The sequence below is a fragment of the Sphingomonas tagetis genome (assembly GCF_024211275.1).
In the GTDB taxonomy this organism is placed as follows: domain Bacteria; phylum Pseudomonadota; class Alphaproteobacteria; order Sphingomonadales; family Sphingomonadaceae; genus Sphingomonas; species Sphingomonas tagetis.
This window is the reverse complement of the sequence record NZ_JAMLDX010000015.1, coordinates 17364-37826: the sequence shown is the minus strand read 5'-3', so window position 1 is coordinate 37826 and position 20463 is coordinate 17364. Positions and strand designations below refer to the sequence as shown.

The 20463-nt window shown below is 61.9% G+C and carries 16 protein-coding genes and 1 pseudogene; 13 read left to right on the top strand and 4 right to left on the bottom strand.

The features are described from left to right. Positions 1–5 precede the first annotated feature (5 nt). Together M9978_RS17050 and M9978_RS17045 are read left to right on the top strand one after the other, a co-directional pair. On the top strand, positions 6–998 hold the full coding sequence (locus M9978_RS17050) for a PDR/VanB family oxidoreductase (protein WP_254295289.1): 993 nt from the start codon (positions 6–8) through the stop codon (positions 996–998). A 41-nt stretch (positions 999–1039) separates the two neighbouring features. After that, entirely contained in the window at positions 1040–1966 is a 927-nt protein-coding gene (locus M9978_RS17045; RefSeq protein WP_436977199.1) for an NAD(P)-dependent oxidoreductase, read from the top strand. A gap of 71 nt (positions 1967–2037) precedes the next feature. On the opposite strand, the gene M9978_RS17040 is transcribed toward M9978_RS17045, so the two are convergent. Beyond that, positions 2038–2832 carry a class II aldolase/adducin family protein gene (locus M9978_RS17040; protein ID WP_254295285.1) on the bottom strand — a complete coding sequence of 265 codons (795 nt, stop codon included), beginning with the start codon at positions 2830–2832 and terminating at the stop codon, positions 2038–2040. Between the two features lie 286 nt (positions 2833–3118). Here M9978_RS17040 and M9978_RS17035 point away from each other — a divergent pair, with 286 nt between their 5' ends. The 4 genes from M9978_RS17035 to M9978_RS17025 all read left to right on the top strand — a co-directional run bounded on the left by M9978_RS17035 (position 3119) and on the right by M9978_RS17025 (position 8171). Further along, complete coding sequence (locus M9978_RS17035) at positions 3119–5359, top strand: TonB-dependent receptor (RefSeq protein WP_254295283.1); 2241 nt, start codon at positions 3119–3121, stop codon at positions 5357–5359. A 158-nt stretch (positions 5360–5517) separates the two neighbouring features. After that, positions 5518–6822 carry a Rieske 2Fe-2S domain-containing protein gene (locus tag M9978_RS17030; protein ID WP_254295281.1) on the top strand — a complete coding sequence of 435 codons (1305 nt, stop codon included), beginning with the start codon at positions 5518–5520 and terminating at the stop codon, positions 6820–6822. A gap of 126 nt (positions 6823–6948) precedes the next feature. Further along, positions 6949–7386 carry a Rieske 2Fe-2S domain-containing protein gene (locus M9978_RS23420; RefSeq protein WP_367305120.1) on the top strand — a complete coding sequence of 146 codons (438 nt, stop codon included), beginning with the start codon at positions 6949–6951 and terminating at the stop codon, positions 7384–7386. Positions 7387–7604: 218 nt separating this feature from the next. Continuing rightward, on the top strand, positions 7605–8171 hold the full coding sequence (locus M9978_RS17025) for a hypothetical protein (RefSeq protein ID WP_436977198.1): 567 nt from the start codon (positions 7605–7607) through the stop codon (positions 8169–8171). Positions 8172–8231: 60 nt separating this feature from the next. Here the strand turns inward: M9978_RS17025 and M9978_RS17020 are convergent, their stop codons facing one another. Further along, on the bottom strand, positions 8232–9089 hold the full coding sequence (locus tag M9978_RS17020; protein ID WP_254295277.1) for an SDR family oxidoreductase: 858 nt from the start codon (positions 9087–9089) through the stop codon (positions 8232–8234). An 83-nt stretch (positions 9090–9172) separates the two neighbouring features. On the opposite strand from M9978_RS17020, the gene M9978_RS17015 reads away from it, so the two are divergent. The 6 genes from M9978_RS17015 (at position 9173) to M9978_RS16990 (ending at position 14895) form a co-directional block, all read left to right on the top strand. Further along, positions 9173–9478 carry a DUF1330 domain-containing protein gene (locus M9978_RS17015; protein ID WP_254295275.1) on the top strand — a complete coding sequence of 102 codons (306 nt, stop codon included), beginning with the start codon at positions 9173–9175 and terminating at the stop codon, positions 9476–9478. A 94-nt stretch (positions 9479–9572) separates the two neighbouring features. Continuing rightward, positions 9573–10421 carry an alpha/beta hydrolase gene (locus tag M9978_RS17010; protein ID WP_254295273.1) on the top strand — a complete coding sequence of 283 codons (849 nt, stop codon included), beginning with the start codon at positions 9573–9575 and terminating at the stop codon, positions 10419–10421. Positions 10422–10516: 95 nt separating this feature from the next. Then, on the top strand, positions 10517–11839 hold the full coding sequence (locus M9978_RS17005; RefSeq protein WP_254295271.1) for a Rieske 2Fe-2S domain-containing protein: 1323 nt from the start codon (positions 10517–10519) through the stop codon (positions 11837–11839). Further along, positions 11839–12666, top strand: a complete 828-nt coding sequence (locus M9978_RS17000) for an SDR family NAD(P)-dependent oxidoreductase (protein WP_254295269.1) — start codon at positions 11839–11841, stop codon at positions 12664–12666. The genes M9978_RS17005 and M9978_RS17000 overlap by 1 nt, the downstream gene beginning before the upstream one ends. 173 nt (positions 12667–12839) lie before the next feature. Further along, a complete protein-coding gene (locus M9978_RS16995; protein ID WP_254295267.1) occupies positions 12840–13376 on the top strand; it encodes a MarR family winged helix-turn-helix transcriptional regulator in 537 nt (178 codons plus the stop codon). A 115-nt stretch (positions 13377–13491) separates the two neighbouring features. Then, complete coding sequence (locus M9978_RS16990; protein WP_254295430.1) at positions 13492–14895, top strand: FAD-binding oxidoreductase; 1404 nt, start codon at positions 13492–13494, stop codon at positions 14893–14895. On the opposite strand, the pseudogene M9978_RS16985 reads toward M9978_RS16990, so the two are convergent. Next, positions 14892–15874 (bottom strand): annotated as a pseudogene (locus M9978_RS16985) (IS481 family transposase). The gene M9978_RS16990 and the pseudogene M9978_RS16985 overlap by 4 nt on opposite strands. Positions 15875–16144: 270 nt before the next feature. Between M9978_RS16985 and M9978_RS16980 the strand changes: the two are divergent. Beyond that, entirely contained in the window at positions 16145–19576 is a 3432-nt protein-coding gene (locus tag M9978_RS16980) for an indolepyruvate ferredoxin oxidoreductase family protein (protein ID WP_254295265.1), read from the top strand. Here M9978_RS16980 and M9978_RS16975 read toward each other — a convergent pair. Further along, on the bottom strand, positions 19554–20348 hold the full coding sequence (locus M9978_RS16975) for a GntR family transcriptional regulator (protein WP_254295263.1): 795 nt from the start codon (positions 20346–20348) through the stop codon (positions 19554–19556). The two genes, M9978_RS16980 and M9978_RS16975, sit on opposite strands and share 23 nt — an antisense overlap. Positions 20349–20463 lie beyond the last annotated feature (115 nt).

The following is a 20463-nucleotide window of genomic DNA, read 5'->3' as shown; positions in this document are numbered from 1 at the left end:
CTTCCATGGAAGATTTATTGTTGATTGGAGTGCTCGTGTCCGATTCCATACCTCGCGAATTCCAGGTCCGCGGCATGCGACGGGAAGCTGAGGAAGTCCTGTCGATCGAGCTCACGCCTTGCGCCGGCACGCTGCCTGAAATCTCACCGGGATCGCATATCGACCTGCATCTCGGAAATGGACTGGTTCGCAGTTACTCGCTGATGAATAGCCCACAGGAGCGAGACAGCTACAGAATCGGCGTATTCCGTGACCCGGGCAGCGAAGGCGGCAGCAAATATATCCATGATCACTTGCGGGTCGGTCAGTTGCTGCGTATCGATCCCCCACGCAACAATTTCGCCCTGCATGAGGGTGGTGAACATAGCGTGTTCTTTGCAGGCGGTATCGGCGTGACGCCTTTCATCGCGATGGCGGCCGCGTTGAACGCGCGAGGTCATGCTTGGACGCTGTACTATAGTTGCCGCAATCGGAGCCGCGCGGCTTTCATGGACACCCTCCAGCGGCTGGCGGTCGATGGCGGCGGGCGTGTCGAATTTCATTTTGACGACGAGGCGGACGGGCGGCTGTTGGACATTCGCGGGATTGTCGGTGCCGTCGGGCCGGACGACCATCTGTATTGCTGCGGTCCTTCGGGAATGCTGGCGGCGTATCGCGACATATGCGCCAACCTGCCGCCCGATCGAGTCCATTTCGAATATTTCGCTTCCGATGCGGGCCTGGCGAGCGAAGGTGGTTTCGATGTGGTGCTGGCCAAGAGCGGACGGCGGATCAACATTCCGCCCGGCAACACCATTCTCGAAGCGCTCGGTGCGGCGGGCGTGACGGTGCCCTATTCCTGTCAGCAGGGCATTTGCGGCGCATGCGAGGTCAAGGTTTTGTCGGGGGTGCCGGACCATCGCGACATGATCCTGTCTGATGCCGAGCGGGCGTCGAATGAGACGATGCTGATCTGCTGTTCGGGCGCGCTATCCGACGAACTCGTTATCGACCTTTAAGAAGCTTTGGCCGTGCGCGCGGGTGCGATGACGACCAGGAGATGCCGATGTCCCGACCGCTCGTTCTCTTGACGACACCGCAACTTGATTTCGCCGCACCAGCGCTGTTGGAGCGATACGATGTCGTGCGCTGGTGGGAAGCGCCGCCAAACGAGCTGCTGCAGCGCGTGAAGGCGCTGGTCTGCATGGGACATCACCCACTGCATATGCTTGATCGCCTAACCGATCTGGCGATGGTGGCATGCTTTACCGCGGGCTATGACGCGATCGATCTGGCGGCGTTGCGCGAACGCAACATCGTCGTGTGCAATGCCGGAGAGGCCGCCGCTGAACCCGTCGCTGAGTTTGCTCTGGCGCTGATCCTGGCGTCCACAAGGAACGTGGCGTGGGGCAATGCCCTGGTGCATGCCGGTCATTGGGGCGATGGGCCGATTCGACTGGGCCGTGGCTTGCCCGAACTGAAGCTGGGCATCGTGGGCATGGGTGCCATTGGGCGAGCTCTGGCGGCGAAGGCGGACGTGTTGGGCATGTCCGTGCACTGGTGGGGCCCCAGGGCCAAGCCGGAAATCTCGACGCCCCGGATGGCGACGTTGCTGGAGCTTGCAGCGCAATGCGATGTGCTGGCGCTGTGCGCGCGATCCGACGAAACCAATCGTCATATGGTGTCGCGTGCCGCCTTGGATGCGCTGGGGCCGACCGGACTGCTGGTCAATGTCGCGCGCGGTCAACTGGTCGATGAGGATGCATTGCGCAACGCCCTGTGTGAAGGGCGCCTGGGTGCAGCCGCACTTGACGTGTTCGAAGTAGAGCCGACCCCGGCGGATCGCTGGGCAGGCATACCTAATCTGCTAGCGACCCCGCATATCGCTGGGGCGACCAAGGGTAACGCGGTCGGTATGACTGCCGTTATGCGTGACAATCTGGACCGGTTCTTCGACGGGTTGGCACCATCTAACCGGATTGTTTGAGCGGTCGCCAATGTCCGAGAGACCGGCGGTTCGCCGGCGCTCGGACATCGGCGGCCCACTTACCGTGAGGCCTAGTTCTTGTAGCTTTCGTCCAATCGATCGACCATCCGGCGCAGTGTCGGCCAATCGCGCTCGGCCGCAGCATAGCTGTTCTCGCGGTAGACCTGAGCCGTCATCTCGATCGCCTCGGTCGCTGGAAAGCAAAGATTGTCCCACCCTGCCGCGAGCGCCTTGACCTGCGCTTCGCACGCCCGCTCGAGATAAACCATGGCGTTGAACGCTTCCGCCACCGAACGTCCGGTCGAAAGCAGACCGTGGTTGCGCAGGATCATCGCAACGCCGTTGCCCAGATTTTCGACCAGTCGAGCGCGCTCGTCCATGCTGATCGCTATGCCTTCATAGTCATGATAGCCGATTTGTCCGTGAAACAGCATGGCGGTCTGGCTGAGCGGCAAAAGGCCATGACGTTGCGCGGATACGGCCATGCCAGCTGGCGTATGATTGTGAATCACGCAGGCTATGTCGGGGCGGGCCTCGTGGATCGCGCCATGGATCACATAGCCTGCTTCGTTGATACCATTGCCGACGGGATCGTTCAGTATGCGGCCATACAGGTCAATCTTTACCAGGTTCGATGCGCAAACTTCTTCGAACATCAGGCCGAAGGAATTGATCAAAATTTCCTCGCGGTCGCCAGGGATGCGAAGTGAGATGTGATTGTACGTCAGTTCGTTAAGCCCGAAATGCGCGATCAGCCGGTAACAGGCAGCCAGATCGACCCGCGCCTGCCATTCATCCCGACTCATCTCGGAAGGAGTGGAGGCCGCTGCGCCGCGACGAACCAAGCGGGGCATTGAATGTGACATGTTAACTCTCCTTCATATGCGCCGAGTCTTCCTCGGAAGGTCGGCAGTGTCTTCGTGGTCAATCTCTGATGGTTGATCCAATGCGAAAGCCCTTGCTTGGCTATTGCGGGGCGTCTGATCGACCGGCATGCCTAGCCCCGCCTTGCACCATGCGAGGTAATCCATACCATGCCGCGACGCGCATTGACATGAAATCTTCCACGTCATAATAACTTCCATGGAAGATAATAAGATCGGAGGGGAGCATATGCGTGTAAGCCGTGGACTGTACTGTTCGGGCGTTTCGATGGCGCTGATGGTGGCGATCAGCCCCGTTGGCGCGAATGCTCAGCAGGCGACAAGCGAGCCGGCGTCGGCATCGCCTGTTATAGCGGAGGGCGAGATCCTGGTCACCGCGCAACGGCGGGCGGAACGTATTCAGGATATTCCGGCAGCAATTTCAGCGCTAGGCTCCGAGTCGCTGGAGCGCGCCGGCATTGTCAGCCTGGATAGCGTCGCGCCCCAGGTTCCAAGTTTCTACTTCGGCAGTGCCGGCGCATCGCGCCCGCAGATGTATATCCGCGGCATAGGAACGCGCTCGTTCGATCCCGGCTCGGAAAGCTCGATCGGCGTGTTTGTCGATGACGTGTATCTCGGCCGTGCCGCTGGCTCGTTCAATGCCTTGCGTGATATCGAACGTATCGAGGTTCTGCGCGGTCCGCAGGGAACCCTGTATGGCCGGAACACGATCGGCGGCGCTGTAAACGTGATTTCGAAGGCGCCGACGTCGGATTTCACCGGCGACTTCGAAGTGGGTGTTTCCAACTATGGTGGTTATGAGGGCGTGGCGGCGGTCGGCGGGCCCTTGACGGGCGACGGGTCGCTGAAGTTTCGGGCGGCGGGGTGGCGAAGCTATCGTGATGGCTATCTGACCAACCTGACGACGGGCACGACCTTCCAAGGCGTGGACAATTGGGGCGGGCGATTACGCCTTACCTGGGAAGCGACACCCGAATTCAAGATCGACCTGACCGCAGAGTATGGCAAGGACGGTAATGAAGCCGCGTTTGCCGGATTCGGTCGTGGCAGCGGCCCCACAGCGACAACGCCGGCCAATCCCTCCCTGGTATTCTTTGGTCGGCCAGGGCAGGTGCCGATCGCGTATCCCGGCGGGCGGTACGAAGGCTATATGACGCACGACCCGTCATCCGATCGTGACGTTCAGACCTATATCGGCCGGATTGAGTATGATGCGGGTTTCGCGACGCTGACTTCCATTTCCGCGTATCGCGACCAGAAGCTGGCCGAAGCCCGCGATCTGGACGGTACGTCGGTCGATGCGCTCTATCATATGACCGGGGAACAGACGCAGCAGTTTACGCAAGAATTCCGCATCACGTCGAACCCGACCGGCCCTGCGTCGTTTGAGGGCGCGCTCGATTGGATCATCGGGGGCTTCTATTATCACGACGACAGCGCGCGCTCCGACCTCTACAACGTAGGCGTGGGAAGCACTGCTTTCGCGCTTACTGGCGCGACGCAGGTTCAGGGCATTTTCGGCAACTACAAGGTCAAGAGCTATGCGGCGTTTGGCCAGTTCACCTGGCACATCACCGACGCCTTGGATTTCACCGTCGGTGCACGCTACACTCACGACAAGAAGAGCGCGCGCCAGCGGGGCGAAACCACCTCGCCAGGTGTGCCGCTCATTCCCGCGCCGTTCGACGTGACCAATGCAGCCGACTATTCCTCGTTCGACCCTCGCTTCGTGCTCGACTACAAAATTTCGCGCGATGTTTCAGTCTATGCGAGCTTCAGTCGCGGCTTCAAGAGCGGTGGTTTCCAGAACGCGGCGATTTCCGCCGCGCAGGCCAACCAGCTATTCAATCCGGAAAAGATTACTGCGTATGAAGTCGGGTTTCGCAGTGAATGGCTGGGCCGTCGTTTGAAGTTGAATATCTCGGCCTTCCAATATGACTATCAGGATCTTCAGGTATCGAGATTCATTTCGCGTCCGGGTGTGCCTATTATCAATATTATCTCGAACGCAGCATCCAGCACGGTCAAGGGGGTCGACTTCGAACTTGGCCTGAAGCCCACTGATACGTTGACCTTCAATTTCACCTATGGCTATCTGGATGCTAGGTACGACGATTATATTTTCGATGCGGCGACCAACTTCTCAGGCACGCGGATGGTGCGTAGTCCCGAACATTCGATCAACGTGAATGGCGAGTGGCGTGTGCCGATCGGCGATCGGCGGTGGTTCTCGCTCGGCGGCAATTACGCGTTGCTGAGCACCCTGTATCATGAACCGGGCGAGGGGCGCCAGGAGTTCGGCGGTGCCGCCGTCCTTTCGCGCGAGCCCGGCTATGGCCTGCTGGACCTTCGCGCGTCGCTGGAAATCGACCGGTTTACCGTCACTGCCTATGTCAACAACGCCACGAAGACCTATTATCGCCGTACGATCCTGGCTGCCGGCCCGACCGTGATTGACTATCCCGGTACGCCGCGCGTCTTTGGTCTGCGCGCCGCCTACCGCTTCTGAACGGAGAAGCTGGCGATGTCAGCAGCGACGTTGACATCGCCGGCCAAATCCGGATATCTTCCTAGGAAGATAAACATGTTATGATCGCCGACGATGGGCGGCTGCGCCAACCTTGCGTCGCGTCGTTTGCGCCCGAGGCAATAGAGTGAGGGTCTGAGATGATTGATAAAGCGAAGCTGTTGTGCGATATCGAGCCGGGCGCACCGATGCACGACACGGTCAAGCGCTATTGGCTGCCTTGTGGCCTGAGCTCGGACCTTCCCGAACCCGATTCCGATCCCAAGCCGATCACCTTGCTTGGCCAGGACTATGTCATGTTCCGCAATACCGTGGGGCAAGTTGCGGTCATGCGCGAGCAATGCTGCCATCGCGGTGCCTCGCTCCTGTTAGGTCGTGTCGAAGACGGCGGCATCCGCTGCATTTATCATGGCTGGAAATTTGCGCCGGACGGCACGGTGCTTGAGATGTTGAACTGCCGCAATCCCGAACGGTTCACCGACAAATATCGCCAGCCGGCCTTCCCCGTTCGCGAAGCGGGCGGCATGATTTGGGTCTATCTCGGCCCGGCCGAACATGAGCCGCCATTCCTTCACTGGTCGTTCTTCGACGTGCCCGAAAGCCATGTGTATATCGGCGCGCCGATGTTCGAGGCCAATTTCATCCAGGTGATCGAAAGCGGACTCGACTCTTCGCACCTCGCCATCCTTCATCAGGCATTCGGCAGCGCCGCAGTCGGCCGGGATCTTGCGCCGCGGTTCGAGGCCGAGGAAACCGAATATGGCTGCCGCTATGCGGCGATCCGCGACGTCCGTGGCGCGGACGGCAAGATGCACGAGGTCGCGCGTGTTACCAACTTCCAGTTCCCGTCAGTGTGCGCGGTTCCGGGCGGAGGTGGTCTACTTTATGCGGTGCCGATCGATAATAGCCGGACGATCTTCTATCACATTTTCTGGAGCATGGAGGCTCCGGTCGACAAGGCGCAGCGCGATGCCTTTTTCGGTCTGGACGAATATGGCGCGAAGACGTTCGGCCTCGGGCGGGAACATCATGGCAAGCCGGGGACGGCAATGCGTGAGAACAACTTCCTGCAGGACCGTGAGGCAATGCGCCGGCGCGAGACGTTCAGCGGGCTGTACCCGGTGATCGGCGAGGATGCCGCCGTTACCGCGTCGATGTTGCGGCTGGATGCCCGGGAATATGAATCGCTGGTGCCCTCTGACATCGGGATCGTGCGCATGCGACGCGCGATGATCGCCAACTGCGAAGGCGTGATGGCCGGCCAGCCTGCACGGGGGCTTGGGCCAGAAATGGTGCTGGGCCAGGCGCAGGGCGTGATCGGTCCCGACATGCGGTGGCAAGACCTGCCCGGCATGCTCGGCGAAAGCAGCGCGCTGCCCAATATTGATCCGAGCAACCTCAAGAAATTGATGGGTTCGGAACCCGCGCTGGCGAGCGCATCCTGACGGACGCTCGAGATGCGTCAGGTGGAGTGAGATGATGAAAAAAGAGGAAAACGAGTTCCTCTGCCGTGTCGGGAAAGGTACGCCGATGGGCGAAGTCTTTCGGCGTTATTGGCAACCGATTGCATCGTGCGAGGAGATCGCCTCGGTGGGTCGGACGCCGTTGCGCGTTCGCGCACTCGGCGAAAACTATGTCTATTTCGCGACTCGGCCGGCAAGTTGGGGTTGCTGGATGAACAATGTTGTCGTCGTGGCGCGTCGCTCTGCCTCGGTCGTTTGGAAGGCGACGGAGTCCGCTTCCTGTATCATGGCTGGAAGTTCGACACGGACGGTACGTTGGTCGACATGCCGAACATCCGGTCGGCCGAAAAGATCATGGCCAATTACCGCCAGCCGTCCTTCCGGTGCGCGAGGTCGGTGGCGTCGTGTGGGGCTTTTTCGGCGATCCTGCACACATGCCGCCCGAGCCGACTTCATGTAGCTGACCGCACCGGAGCGGCATCGCGTTGTCACGCCTTTCATCGTCCACTGCAATTATCTTCAGGCGACAGAAGGGGGGGGCGATAGCTCGCACCTTGGTATTCTGCATGCGTCGGCCTTCCATCGCGACACGACTGATTTCGGCAGTCAGGACCTCGACAACGTCATCAGCATGCTCGCGCCCGAAATCTATGTCGAGCCGTCATGGTTCGGCCTGTTCGCGGCCGCGTCGCGAGAGCTGAAGCCGGGCCGCAACCGCTGGCGGGTGCCAGCCTATATGGCGCCTTCGACCGTCGCAGTGACCGGTGGTGCTCCGTCACGCGATTCGTGGGCACAGGTCCTGCCGATCGACGATCACAAGACATTATTCTTTCTTGGTAACTGGAATCTTGAGGAAGATATCGGCCTCGAGCCGAAGAGGGCCGCGATCCGGTCCTTTCAGGGGGTCGATCCGGAAAACGCTGGAACGCATAAGCTGCACCCGCGAAACGCAACATCGGTCAGACCGCGCGCGACTGGAAAATCACTTCCACCAGGATCGCGACAAGATGGAATCGGGCGAAAGCTGGACTGGGCTGCCGCTGTTCCTGCCCGAGGATATCGCGATCACCACGTCAATGACCCCGATCTGCGACCGTACCAAAGAACATCTTGTGTCGGCCGACATCGGAATCGCCGGGATGCGCAAGGTACTTCGCGACTGTGCGACACGAGTCGCCGAAGGCAAGCCGCCCGTCGGGCTTGACGGTTCCGTTCCTGGCGGATCGGCCGCGATCTTCGTCACCGAAGTGGACCTGGACGCCGGCGAGGACTGGCGACAACTGCTTCCCGATTTCGGTCAGGCTCCCGCCGTTCAGCAGGCTGCGGAGTAGTCAGTTGCCATTATCGGTCGGGCGCGTCGGGCGGTCCGGCCGCTCCGACGCGCTTTGCGTTCAGCTCAGACCCCATTGTGCGGCGGTGCGTGTCACATAGTCGGCATAATCGACGGGTTGACGGCCCAGCAGTCGGACCGTGCTGTCCATCTCACGTTCCGAAGCGATGTATCCGTCGCGCCCGAACGTCTCGTACATCGTCATCAGGTCCAGCCCCAGCCAGGCCGGCATGGGCGAGCTCGCTCGCCAGCGCGCCGGATCGGTATCGTAGGTGACCGGTCGCCGAAGTACCTCGCTCCAAGCGGCTGCGCATGCGGCACCGTTCAATACCTGCCGGCCGACGATCGGATAATCCATGCCGTCATGGCCGTCGCTGGAAAGGACTCGGGCGGCTGCCGCGGCGATGTCCTGCGCGTCGATTCCGGAACAACCGACGCCCCCGATCGGGACCACGTAGCGACCGTCCGAGAGCGCCTCGCGGGTCATCCAATCGTTCTGGAAGAAGTGATTCGGCGACAACAGCGTCCAGGCCATGCCGGAATTTCGCACGGCGGTTCCGATCGCGACCTTGGAGGCGACATGCGGCAGATGCGCATGCGCTTCGGCGTGGAAGACCGATTGATATACGAACCGACGCACCCCGGCACGCCGCGCCAGCAATACCGCCAGCACACCTTCGACGACCTCCGTCGCGACGGGGCGGTTCAACATGAAGACCTGGTCGATCCCGTCGAAGGCGGCCTGCGCGCCGTCCGGATCGTCGACGATGGAAACGACGGCTGGATCGACGCCTGTCGGTAGCAGTGCCACGCGGTCTTCACTGCGGACCAGGACGCGCACCTTCGCGCCGTTTGCGGCAAGCGTCGTTACCAAAAGCGTGCCCACCTTACCGGTGCCGCCGATCACCAGAACCGTCACAAGGCATCCCTCCAAATTGATTGACTAACGAAGCATAGTCGCCCATTTCCTTCCGTGGAAGAAATAATTGAGCAGGAGGCGATGTGGCTGACGATGACGTATCCGCGAGGCCGGCGATCGTGGTGGTCGAGATTCGGGAAATCCACGACGCCGAAGCGATGCGCGCGTACCAGCTTGGGGTGCGCAAGCATATGTCGCAGTTCGGCGGCGAGGTGATCGGTCGCGATGCCGAGACGGTGTTCGGCGATCCGTCCTTTGCGACCTTAGTCGTGCAACGATGGCCATCGCGCGCCGCGTTTCGCGAATGGCAGGACAGCGAAACCTATCGCCCGCTGCGCACCCTGCGTGATCGGGCGATGGACGTGCGGATCGCCGTTCTCTCGGCATGATCGGCGCATGCATGGGCACGCTGCGGGCGAAGGTCAATAACGCGCGAGGATTGACGTGACGCAAGCCAATCTGTTTTCGGAGCGTCTGCGGGCGATGGGCGCCCGTTTCGACCCGGCCGTCCTGGCCCAGACGCGCGAACTCTTCGCGATTGGCGCCAAGCAAGCGCCTTGGGCAGGGATTCAGCCCATTCGCGACCTGCGGTACGGTCCAGCGGCACGTCATGTGCTGGATTTCTTTCGAACGTCGCGAGCAGACGCGCCGCTGCTGCTGTTCGTGCACGGCGGCGGCTTCGTAGCGGGCGACAAGGACGGCGACGGCGTCTTTTATGGCAATGTCGGCCGATATTTCGCGCATCACGGCTATGCTGCCGTCTGCATGAACTATCGGCTGGCGCCAGAGGCGCCATGGCCGAGCGGGAGCGAGGACGTGGCTACTGCGCTGGCCTGGCTTGCGACGCATGGCAGCGAGTATGGCGGCGACCCCCAGCGCATCGTGCTGCTGGCCCAGTCGGCCGGTGCTGCGCATGCGGCCGGCGCGATCTTCGATCAGCGCTTCGGGGCGCCTGCCGGACTACGCGCGGCAGCGTTGCTCAGTGGCTTTTACGAGATGACGGCGGACGTCGTTGGAACGCCTGCCGCCTATTTCGGTGAAGACCCTGGCGTTTGGACCGATCGCTCGCCCTTGAACCACATTGCGCCCGGCCATGTCGAACTGCTCCTGACGCTGGCGGAACTCGATCCGGCCGAGGTTGCGCATCAGACGTTGCGCCTCGCGATGGAATTGAACGCGGTCGATGGGCGGCCGCCGCAGCTGGCATGGCTCGAAGGGCACAATCACGTCTCGCCGGTGCTGGGCATCGGTCTGGGCGATGATCGTCCGGGGAAGATCGTGCGGTCCTTTTTCGACGCCATCGTCGGCGCGTCAAGCTGGGTGGCGCAGTAGGGCGCCAGTCGAGCGAAAGCGGATGTCGGAACGCTGGCGCTTGACACACCGGACCTCGTACCAGTATCTTCCATGGAAGAATTAGAGGAACGATGATGGTCACTGCTGCCGAGAACAAGAAACTGTGTGAGGTCGGTTCGGGGACGCCGATGGGTGCCGTCATGCGCCGCTATTGGATGCCGTTCGCGCTGTCGTCCGACTTGCCCGAGCCCGATTGTCGGCCGATTCGCATCCGTTTGTTCGGCGAAAACCTGGTGGCGTTCCGAAACAGCGACGGCCAGGTTGGTCTGCTCGAAGAGATGTGCATGCATCGGGGCGTGTCGCTTGCACTAGGACGGGTCGAGGATAACGGTATCCGGTGTCTGTATCATGGGTGGAAGTTCGGCGCGGACGGTACCATCCAGGAGACGCCGAACCATTGCGACGCGCGGTTCAAAGCGCGCATGAAAGCGCCGGCGTACAAGACTCATGAAGCGGGCGGGATGCTGTGGGCTTATCTGGGGCCGCAGGACCGGGTGCCGCCATTCCGGCATTTCGCATTCATAGACGTGCCGGATTCGCATCGTACGATCTTTCGAGTCGTTCAGCGCTGCAATTACCTGCAGTTGGTCGAGCAGGGGTCCGACAGTTCGCATGTCGGCATCCTGCACAGCGACAATGCGCGCCCGGGCTGGCTGGAGAAGACGTTTACGCCCAGTGCCGACACCATGAACCCGGCGGCATTCGCGGTCGAGGACAATGCTCCGGCGATGGAGCTGGAGGACACCGAGTACGGCTTCCAATATGTCGCTTTCCGCCAGTCCGACCGCGTGGACGGGAAGTTTGACGAGACGCGCGAACGGCATGCGCGGGTCTATCCGTTTCTGATGCCGACCATTCGCTTCATTCCCGCGCCAAAGGTGTTGTTCACCGTGTTTGAAGTGCCCATGGATGATACGACGACGGCGACGTTCTTCGTTATTCACGGAGAGCAGCCGGTCGATCGTGGACATCTGAAGCGCCTGCTGGGATTGAATGATCCGCGCTACTGGTCGGACGAGGATAACGAGTTCCGGGCCAATTGGTCGAACGGCATGGGCCAGGATCGAGACAAGATGAAGGTGCATTGGACCGGCCTTCCCGGCGTCGCTTTCGAAGACGCGGTTATGGGCGTTGCTGCCGGCAGCATCGCCGACCGCACCCGCGAGCATCTGGTTGCGGCCGACGTTTCGGTCGCGCGCGTTCGAAAGCTGTTGCTCGGCGCGGCGGACGACGTTGCGGCGGGCCACGACGCGCGGGGCGCAAACTATGCCGACTGTACTGATCTTGCGGCGTTCGATACCCTCGTCGCGCCCGGCGTCGATTGGCGTTCGCTGATCCCGTTTGGTGCGACGGCACGACAGCAAGGTGAGGTTGCGAACGCGGCTTCTGTGGACTGATGCTGAAGGCACGTACGATGACGGCAAAAATGCACATTCCCGACTTTCGATCGATGCTGGACCTGCACGGACGCAGGTTCGTGGTGCTGGGCGCCGGCGAGGGCATCGGGATTCAGGTGTCACACGCGCTCGCGCAGTGCGGGGCACGGCTGTTGTGCGTTGATATCGACGGCGATCGTGCGAAGCGCATCGCCGAGGAAATCGGAGGCACTGCCTTTGTCGCGGACGTGACCGATCCGGTTCAGGTCGAGGCCGCCTTTACCGAGGCCGCACGCAGGTTAGGCGGGGTTGATGGGCTGGTCGATGTGATCGGCATGGCGCGGATCAAACCCATCGTCGACATGTCGCCGCAGGATATTTCGTGGCAGCTCGACATCGTCTATCGCCACGCGCTGTACGCGATCGCCGCGGGTGCAAAGGCGATGGTCGACGGCGGAACGATGGCGTTCGTGAGTTCACTGGCGGGGGAGCGCTATGTCGAGAATCAGGTGCTGTACGGTTCGGCAAAGGCCGCGCTGAACCAGCTGGTACGAGGTGCAGCGGCAGAGCTCGGCGCACGCGGGATTCGCATCAACGCTGTCGCGCCCGGCTTCATCCGCACACCTCGCATGCTGGATCTGCTCGGCGACGGGGGGTGGCAGGCCCTTGACGGCGCCAGTCCGAGTGGCCGCAGTGCCGATCCATCGGAGATCGCGTCGGCATTATTGTTCCTGTCCTCAGGCCTTGCTTCGCATGTTACCGGCGTGATCCTTCCGGCGGATGGCGGCATGGTCGTGAAGTCCGCGTTGCCGCCGCTCTCTTTCGGCGCAGCGTCGCGGGGCGAATAGGGCTCGGCTCGCTCGCATTCATCGGTGCTCGATGGGCATCGCCGGGGCAGTACGCGTCATACGCTTTCCTTCGTCGATGATTGCTACTAGCTTTGGCTAGGCTCCGGCGTTGGGGTCGGTCCCGAGAGCGGTAATCGATGGCGGCACGTTCCAAACCACAGTTTCAGCCGCAAATGAAGAATCTGATCGACTCCTGGCTGGAGCAGCGGCCGGATCTCGATCTCGACGCATTTTTGCTGTCCATTGTCGTGATGCGCATCGGCCGTATTCTGGAAGATTTTCATGAGCGCTTGTGTACCGAGCGCTTCGGCGTGTCTGGATCGGACATGCGCGTGCTGTTCGCGTTGCGACGATCTGGCAAGCCATATGCGCTGCGGCCGACCGACTTGTTCAAGGCGTTGCTGGTCACTTCCGGCGCGATCACCAAACAGGTCGATCGCCTTGAGGAAAAGGGGTTGGTCGAACGTTGGGGATTGGCCGGAAGCGGACGGACGATGGTCCGGCTGACCCGCAAGGGGCTCCGCGTCGCGAACAGCGCGACAGAGGCCTTAGCGACCGAATCCCGCTTGGCGCCCGCAATGGGCGAAATGTCCGCCGAGGAGCGGGCGGCGGGGACCCAGTTCGTCTATGCGATGCTCAAAGAGCTCGAGCCGTTGAACGACTTGCAGGCCGTTGCTGTCGCTGGCTCCAAGACCCGTGCGGGTAATTGAAATCTTTCGCGGAAGATTTCGTGGACATCGATTGGCACGCTCTGTAGCAGGTTTGCGTCGGCTGCAGCAGCGCAAGTGCGCATGTCGGCGATTGCTCTGCTATTTGGGTCCATACATGAACAGTCCAGTCGAGTTCCGCCGCGCTGCCGTTGAGCCGCAGTTCCTGGAAGCTTTGCGGCAACGGTTCGGGGATCGTGCGCAGACTGGCGAAGCCGTGTGTCGTCTACATGGCAGCAGTGAATCGCATTTCGCGCCTGCGCTCCCGGATGCCGTGGTGTTCGCCACATCGACACAGGATGTCGTGGATCTGGTCATTCTGTGTGCCGCCAACGAGGTTCCGGTCGTCCCGTTTGGCGCTGGAACTTCGATGGAAGGCAATGCGCTGCCGGTTTGCGGCGGCGTCAGTCTCGACCTCTCGCGTATGAACGCAATCTTGGCTGTGAATGCCGAGGATTTCGATTGCACCGTGGAGGCGGGGGTGTGCCGTGAGGAGCTTAATCAGTTCCTGCGCGATACCGGCCTGTTCTTCCCGATCGATCCCGGCGCGAACGCCACGATCGGTGGCATGGCGTCGACGCGGGCGAGCGGCACGAACGCGGTCCGTTATGGCACCATGCGTGACGCCGTGCTGGCGCTGACCGTCGTCACTGCGCAGGGCGAGGTGATCCGCACTGCCCGGCGCGCGCGCAAATCGGCCGCAGGCTATGACCTCAGCCGCTTGTATGTCGGGTCCGAAGGAACACTTGGCATCATCACCGAAGTGACGCTGCGCCTTCATCCGATCCCCGAAGCAATCTCGGCGGCGGTTTGCGGTTTCGCGACGTTGCAGGGGGCTGTGGACACCGTCGTGCAGTCGATCCAGCTTGGCATCCCGATGGCGCGCGTGGAAATCCTGGATGACATGCAGATCCGGGCAGTCAATCGCTGGTCGAAGCTCGAACTTCCCGAAGTGACGACGCTTTTCTTCGAATTTCACGGGTCGACCGCATCCGTTGCGGACCAGGCCGAGATGGTGAGCGGGGTTGCGCGCGAAAATGGCGGCGGCAATTTCGAATGGGCGACCACGGCGGAAGAGCGCTCTCGGCTGTGGAAGGCGCGCCACGAGGCCTATTATGCCGCAGTCAACCTGCGGCACGGCGCGATTGGCTGGGCGACCGACGTATGTGTGCCGATCAGTGCATTGCCGGCCTGCATCACCGAAACGAAGGCGGATCTGGCGACGGCCAGCGTCCCCGCGACGATCCTGGGCCATGTCGGCGACGGCAATTTCCATGTGATCTTTTCGATCGATCCCACCAATCCGAAGGAGATGGAGGAAGTGGAAGCGATCAACGCGCGTCTGGTCGCCCGCGCGCTCAGCATGGACGGCACTTGTACGGGCGAGCATGGCGTCGGCCTGGGCAAGCAGGAGTGGCTGAAGCAGGAACTCGGCGAGCCGGCCATCGAAGTGATGCGCCGCGTGAAACATGCACTCGATCCCCATACCATCCTCAACCCCGGGAAGATATTCGCGCTCTAGGTGTGGAGCCTCAACAGGTTGTTCATCGGCTGAGGGAGTCGGCTGATGGGTGTCATGGATTGTAGGCTGCCGTGTGGTCGATGCCAGTTATAGTTGTGGAGCCCAAGGTTGGAGGGCGGCCTTGCGGTGTTCTGAGGTGGGATAGGCTTGAGCGTATGCCCATTCGCGCAGGGAGGTCTGGATGAAGCGTCCGGCCTTGCCGTTGGTCTTGGGAGTGTAGGGTCTGGTGCGGATATGCTTGAGGCCGAGCGCCTTGCAGGCGTCGCGGACGGCGAAGCTTTTGTAGCATGATCCGTTATCGGTCATGACGCGTGTGACGGTGATGCCAAGGCTGGCATAATAGGCGACGGCGGCGTGAAGGAACGGAACAGCGCTGGCTGCCTTCTCGTCGGCGAGCACCTGGCTTAAGGCGATGCGCTAGGCGTCGTCGATGCAGACATGGACATACTCCCAGCCGACGCCATAGCGTTGGCCATCCCCGTAGCCGCGGTGGTTCGCCTGCCTGGTGCGCTCCCGAGTGAAGCGGGTGGCCGACACGTTCGAAGCGGCCGAGCTTCTTGATGTCGATGTGGATGAGCTCGCCGGGGTGATTGCGTTCGTAGCGGCGCACCGGTTCGGGCGGATCGAGGTCGCGCGCCCGGCTGAGGTGCGCCTTGCGCAGGATGCGGCTGACGGTTGCCGACGAGAGCGTCAGCGCCGCCGCGATCTGCTTGCCGACGAGGCGTTGACGACGCAGCGCGATGACCTGCTCGACGATATCGGCAGGTGTGGCATAAGGCATCCGGCGTGGCCGTGAGCTGCGCTCGGCAAGCCCGGTTGCGCCTTCGCGTCGGTAGCGCGCCAGCCACTTGGCCACGGTTCGGCACGAGACACCGAGTGCGGTCGCGACCGCACTCGGTGTCTCGCCAAGCAGGACCACCCGCCGGACGATCTCGGCTCGACTGTAGGGCGTGGTTCGGGCATTCTTGTGGATGTTCATCCGGTCGTTCCTCGCAAGCTGACGGGTCGCAACATCAGTCTTGCCCGGTCACACCGGATGAACAACCTCCTGAAAGCTCACATCTAGGTGCGCACCGGGCTCGCCAAATTCCGACACGATGTGCGCGGTCTCGGGTGAGCGTCGGCGCGCAACGATACCGCCGCGCCGACATGGCAGGCTACAGCTTGCACCTCCGAACATTACGTATAATATTACACGTAATGTTCGGAGTGAACGGCAGTCGGAGTGAGCGCTGTGTCGATATCGTTGATGGACCGTTACGATAAGCGCGACGGCCGAATTCTCATCAGCGGCGTGCAGGCGCTGGTCCGGTTGATGCTGCTGCAGGCGGAGCGCGATCAGGCCCAAGGCGTCGAGACCGGCGGCTATGTATCCGGCTATCGCGGATCGCCGCTCGGTACGCTCGATACGGCCTTCGCATCGGCAGCGACCCAGGCCGCATCGCGGGGCATCATCGTGCAGCCGGCGGTGAACGAGGAACTTGCCGCGACTGCCGTTGCCGGCTCGCAGCAGATCGCGCAGACCTCAGGCGCGCAAGTGCAGGGCGTATTTTCGCTCTGGTATGGCAAAGGGCCAGGCTTCGATCGCGCATCGGATGCTTTGCGGCATGGCAATTATCAGGGCACGTCCGAACACGGCGGCGTGGTGTTGGCCATCGGCGACGATCATGTCGCAAAATCATCCTCGATCATCTGCCGATCGGACGAGATCGCCGCCGCGCTGGCAATTCCGCTTTTCTATCCGGCAGACCCTGCAGAGATCATCGAGCTGGGTCTGCACGCATTTGCGATGTCACGATATTCGGGAAGTTACGCGGCGCTCAAGATCATCACCGAAGTCGCCGATTCCACACGTGCGATCGATGCAGCGACGGTGGCCATCGACCCGATCTTGCCGGAGCGGGACGATCATCCCCTGGGCTACCACAATCGCTGGCCAGAGACGCCGCTCGAACAGGAGGAGCGACAGGTTCGGTTGAGACTGCCGGCCGTTGCCGCTTATGTGAGGGCGAATCGACTGGACCGGATCATTTCGAAGCCGCCGAATGCGCGGATCGGCCTGATCGCAAGCGGCAAGAGTTGGCACGATCTGCGTTCAGCGTTGGAGTTGCTCGGTCTGACCGACGCCCGCCTGACCGCATTGGGCATCGCGCTCTACAAGCCAGCGCTGATCTGGCCGCTGGAGGCAGAGGGGCTGGCCGAGTTTGCAGATGGCCTCGGAACGCTGCTGGTCGTTGAGGAGAAGGATGGGTTCGTCGAGGGGCAGGCGAAGCAGATCCTGTACAATCGATCCAACGGACCGGCGATCTATGGCAAGCAAGGTCCAGACGGGCGCACGTGGCTATCCGCGACCGGAGATCTCACGCCGGAGGATATTGCTCATGCTGTCGGCACGCTGGTGGCGGCGCTGACCGGCGATGTCGCGTTACGCGCCGCGGCCGCTGACACGCAGCGGTTGCTTGAGGCGCAGGCGCGCTTCACGAACCCGCCTGCGATCCGTAAACCGTTTTTCTGTTCGGGTTGTCCGCATAACCGGTCTACCGCGCTGCCCGTTGGCAGTCGGGCAACGGCCGGTATCGGATGCCACGGTCTGGCCGCTTATAACCGGCCCTTCACAGGGAGTTTCGCGCAGATGGGCGGGGAGGGCGTCCACTGGATGGGCCTTTCACCGTTTACGAGCGAGCAGCACATCTTCGCCAATATGGGCGATGGGACCTACTTCCATTCCGGCCTGCTGGCGGTTCGTCAGGCGGTTGCGGCGCGGCTGAACATCACCTTTAAATTGTTGTACAATGATGCCGTCGCGATGACGGGCGGGCAGTCGGTCGATGGCGATCTGTCGGTCGATCGATTGATCGATCAGCTTGCAGCGGAAGGCGTCGGCACCATCGCGATCGCGTCCGACGACTCTGATCGCCGACGCGACGCAGTCGACGCGCGCAAGGTCGCGAAGCTTGTGCACCGTGACGATTTCGAGGCGCTGCAACTCGAAATGCGCGACCTGCCGGGCGTGAGCGTCATCATCTACGAGCAGATGTGCGCGACGGAAAAGCGCCGCTTGCGCAAGCGCGGACGGATGGCGGACACGGCGCCGCGCGTGTTCATCAACGAACTGGTTTGCGAGGGATGCGGCGACTGTTCCGTCAAGTCCAACTGCCTGTCGGTCGAACCTGTCGAAACCGAGTTCGGCGTCAAACGGAAGATCAACCAGTCCAGTTGCAACAAGGATCAGAGCTGCGTCACCGGCTTTTGCCCCAGCTTCGTGACGGTGAAGGGTGGCCGGTTAAAGCCTCCCGCTCCGGCCGCATTCGAGTTTGACGGGAAGCTCCCTCGACCTCGACAGGCCGCAATTGCAGATGAACGCATAATGGTCGCGGGCGTAGGTGGCACCGGCGTGGTGACGATCAGTGCCCTGCTGGGCATGTCAGGACATCTGCTCGGCAAGCAGGTCGGGATGCTGGACCAAGTCGGCATGGCGCAGAAGGGCGGTGCCGTGGTGAGCCATGTGCGCGTAGCGGATTCGCAGATCGCCGCTTTGCGGATCGAACCGGAGGGGGCTGGCCTGATCTTGATATGCGACGAGATCGTCGGCAACAGCCGCGATGTGATGGCGGCCGTCAGACGCGATGCTACGCATGTGCTGGTCAATACCGACGTTTCGATCACCGGCGATTTCGTGCGCGATCGCGATGCGCGGCCTGACACGTCGTTTCTGACCCGCCGGCTGCGCGACCGAGTGGGGGAGGGCCGCCTAGCGGCCTATCCCTTCACGCAGCTCGCGGACCGTTTGCTCGGCGATGCGATAGGTTCCAACCTCATGATGGTGGGCTTCGCCGCTCAGAAGGGTTGGCTTGGCGTCGATCTTGCCGCGATCGATGGCGCGATTGTACTCAACGGAACGGCGGTCGAGAGCAATCGCGCGGCGCTCGCGATCGGTCGACAGCTTGCCGAAGCGCCCGACCAGGTACTCCGCGCGGCCGACTTGGACGCGTTGCCTACCAATGAGGATCCGATCGCTCGACGCGCCGCGTTCCTCACCAACTATCAAAACCAGGCCTATGCCGCCCGTTATCTGGCCACGGTCGATCGCGTTGCCGATGCGGAAGCGGCGATCGGCACCGGCGGCGAACTGACACGCGCGGTAAGCCGGAGCCTGTTTCGGCTGATGGCCTACAAGGACGAATATGAGGTTGCGCGACTTTATACCGATGGCTCATTTGCTGCGGCGCTGAAGGATAATTTCGAGGGCGACTTCAGCTTGACCTTCCACCTCGCGCCGCCCGCTTTCGCGCGTCGCGACGAAGTCAGCGGACACCTTCGCAAACGAGCATTCGGCGGCTGGCTTGCTAGGGTATTGCCCGTGCTTGCCCGGGGACGGCGGTTGCGCGGATCGCCCTTCGATCCGTTCGGCTACTCGGCTGAGCGCCGCAAGGAGCGGAGCCTGATCGTCGATTATGAACGGCTGGTCGATACCCTGCTCGCGGGGCTTGGGCCGGCCACCATCGGGACTGCCGTTCGGATCGCTGCCATGGCCGAGGAGATTCGCGGTTACGGTCATGTCAAGGAGGCGGCGATCGCCACATATGAAGCTGCGATCGTCACGGCGATCGCCGACTATGTCGATGCGCCGCCGGTCCCTGTCATGCCAGCGCGTTCGGTCAGTGCGGGGTCTCAAAGCTGAAGAAAAAGGGATCGGCGGGGAAATGCATATCGAACGCACCGACCGCTTTGCCTTGCTTGTCGAATGTCACGCACATCAGCGCCAGTGCGGGTGAAACCGGCTCGATCGCCAAATAATGCGCGACCTCGCTTCCGGCGGGTGCCGCCTTGACCTCGAAATGCGACCGCGCAATTTCGGCGCCGCATCGCTCGGCCAGCAAGCGATAGATCGGATACCGGGTCAAAAGATCGGTCGTCAGCTGGGCAGCAAACCGCGCCGGGACGTACAGTGTCCCATAGGACCAGGGCGTCTCGCCGCGAAAGGCGAGCCTGCGTATGAATGACAGCGTTTCCATGCCCGGAAAATGCTTGGCGAGCATCGGCGGCACAGCCGTATTGCCGCGTTCGAGGATGGATGCGGGCGTGGCGAATTCGCGCGAGTAAAGCGCCTCGAGCGACGTTGCGCCCGCGACGCTCAACGGTAATGTTTCGCTGACATAGGTGCCGCTTCCCCGTCGGCGGACGATCAGACCCTCTGCTTCCAACGCGCGCAATGCCTGTCGAACCGGCATCACGCTGATGCCATGCTGCTCGGCGAGCGCCAATTCCGGCATGATACGTTGGCCTGGACGCAGACGTGAGCTCGTGATGTCCGCTCGCAACGCCTGTGCCAGCTGATACCAGATCGGCAGATTTCCGGAAAATCGGGTCATCGGGTCGGGCAGGCCGTGGTTTTGTGCATGATCGCGCGGACTGTGCGCGCCGTGATGGCTTGGGTCAAACTGCGGCGTCATTGGTTGCTGGCTGTCTCGACTGCACCGTGACCGATCCTTCTCCTCGCGCCGGGAACCGGGTTTAGTGTGCGTCGCACTTTGGCGATGGCCGATGATGTGGCACATGGGTCGGCAA

What these genes read in the sequence shown, in the direction of transcription:
- M9978_RS17050 (WP_254295289.1), top strand. Translation starts at nt 6, where the DNA reads ATGGAAGATTTATTGTTGATTGGAGTGCTCGTGTCCGATTCCATACCT.
- M9978_RS17045 (WP_436977199.1), top strand. Translation starts at nt 1,040, where the DNA reads ATGCCGATGTCCCGACCGCTCGTTCTCTTGACGACACCGCAACTTGAT.
- M9978_RS17040 (WP_254295285.1), bottom strand. Translation starts at nt 2,832, where the DNA reads ATGTCACATTCAATGCCCCGCTTGGTTCGTCGCGGCGCAGCGGCCTCC.
- M9978_RS17035 (WP_254295283.1), top strand. Translation starts at nt 3,119, where the DNA reads ATGGCGCTGATGGTGGCGATCAGCCCCGTTGGCGCGAATGCTCAGCAG.
- M9978_RS17030 (WP_254295281.1), top strand. Translation starts at nt 5,518, where the DNA reads ATGATTGATAAAGCGAAGCTGTTGTGCGATATCGAGCCGGGCGCACCG.
- M9978_RS17010 (WP_254295273.1), top strand. Translation starts at nt 9,573, where the DNA reads ATGGGCGCCCGTTTCGACCCGGCCGTCCTGGCCCAGACGCGCGAACTC.
- M9978_RS17005 (WP_254295271.1), top strand. Translation starts at nt 10,517, where the DNA reads ATGGTCACTGCTGCCGAGAACAAGAAACTGTGTGAGGTCGGTTCGGGG.
- M9978_RS17000 (WP_254295269.1), top strand. Translation starts at nt 11,839, where the DNA reads ATGCTGAAGGCACGTACGATGACGGCAAAAATGCACATTCCCGACTTT.
- M9978_RS16995 (WP_254295267.1), top strand. Translation starts at nt 12,840, where the DNA reads ATGAAGAATCTGATCGACTCCTGGCTGGAGCAGCGGCCGGATCTCGAT.
- M9978_RS16990 (WP_254295430.1), top strand. Translation starts at nt 13,492, where the DNA reads ATGAACAGTCCAGTCGAGTTCCGCCGCGCTGCCGTTGAGCCGCAGTTC.
- M9978_RS16980 (WP_254295265.1), top strand. Translation starts at nt 16,145, where the DNA reads ATGGACCGTTACGATAAGCGCGACGGCCGAATTCTCATCAGCGGCGTG.
- M9978_RS16975 (WP_254295263.1), bottom strand. Translation starts at nt 20,348, where the DNA reads ATGACGCCGCAGTTTGACCCAAGCCATCACGGCGCGCACAGTCCGCGC.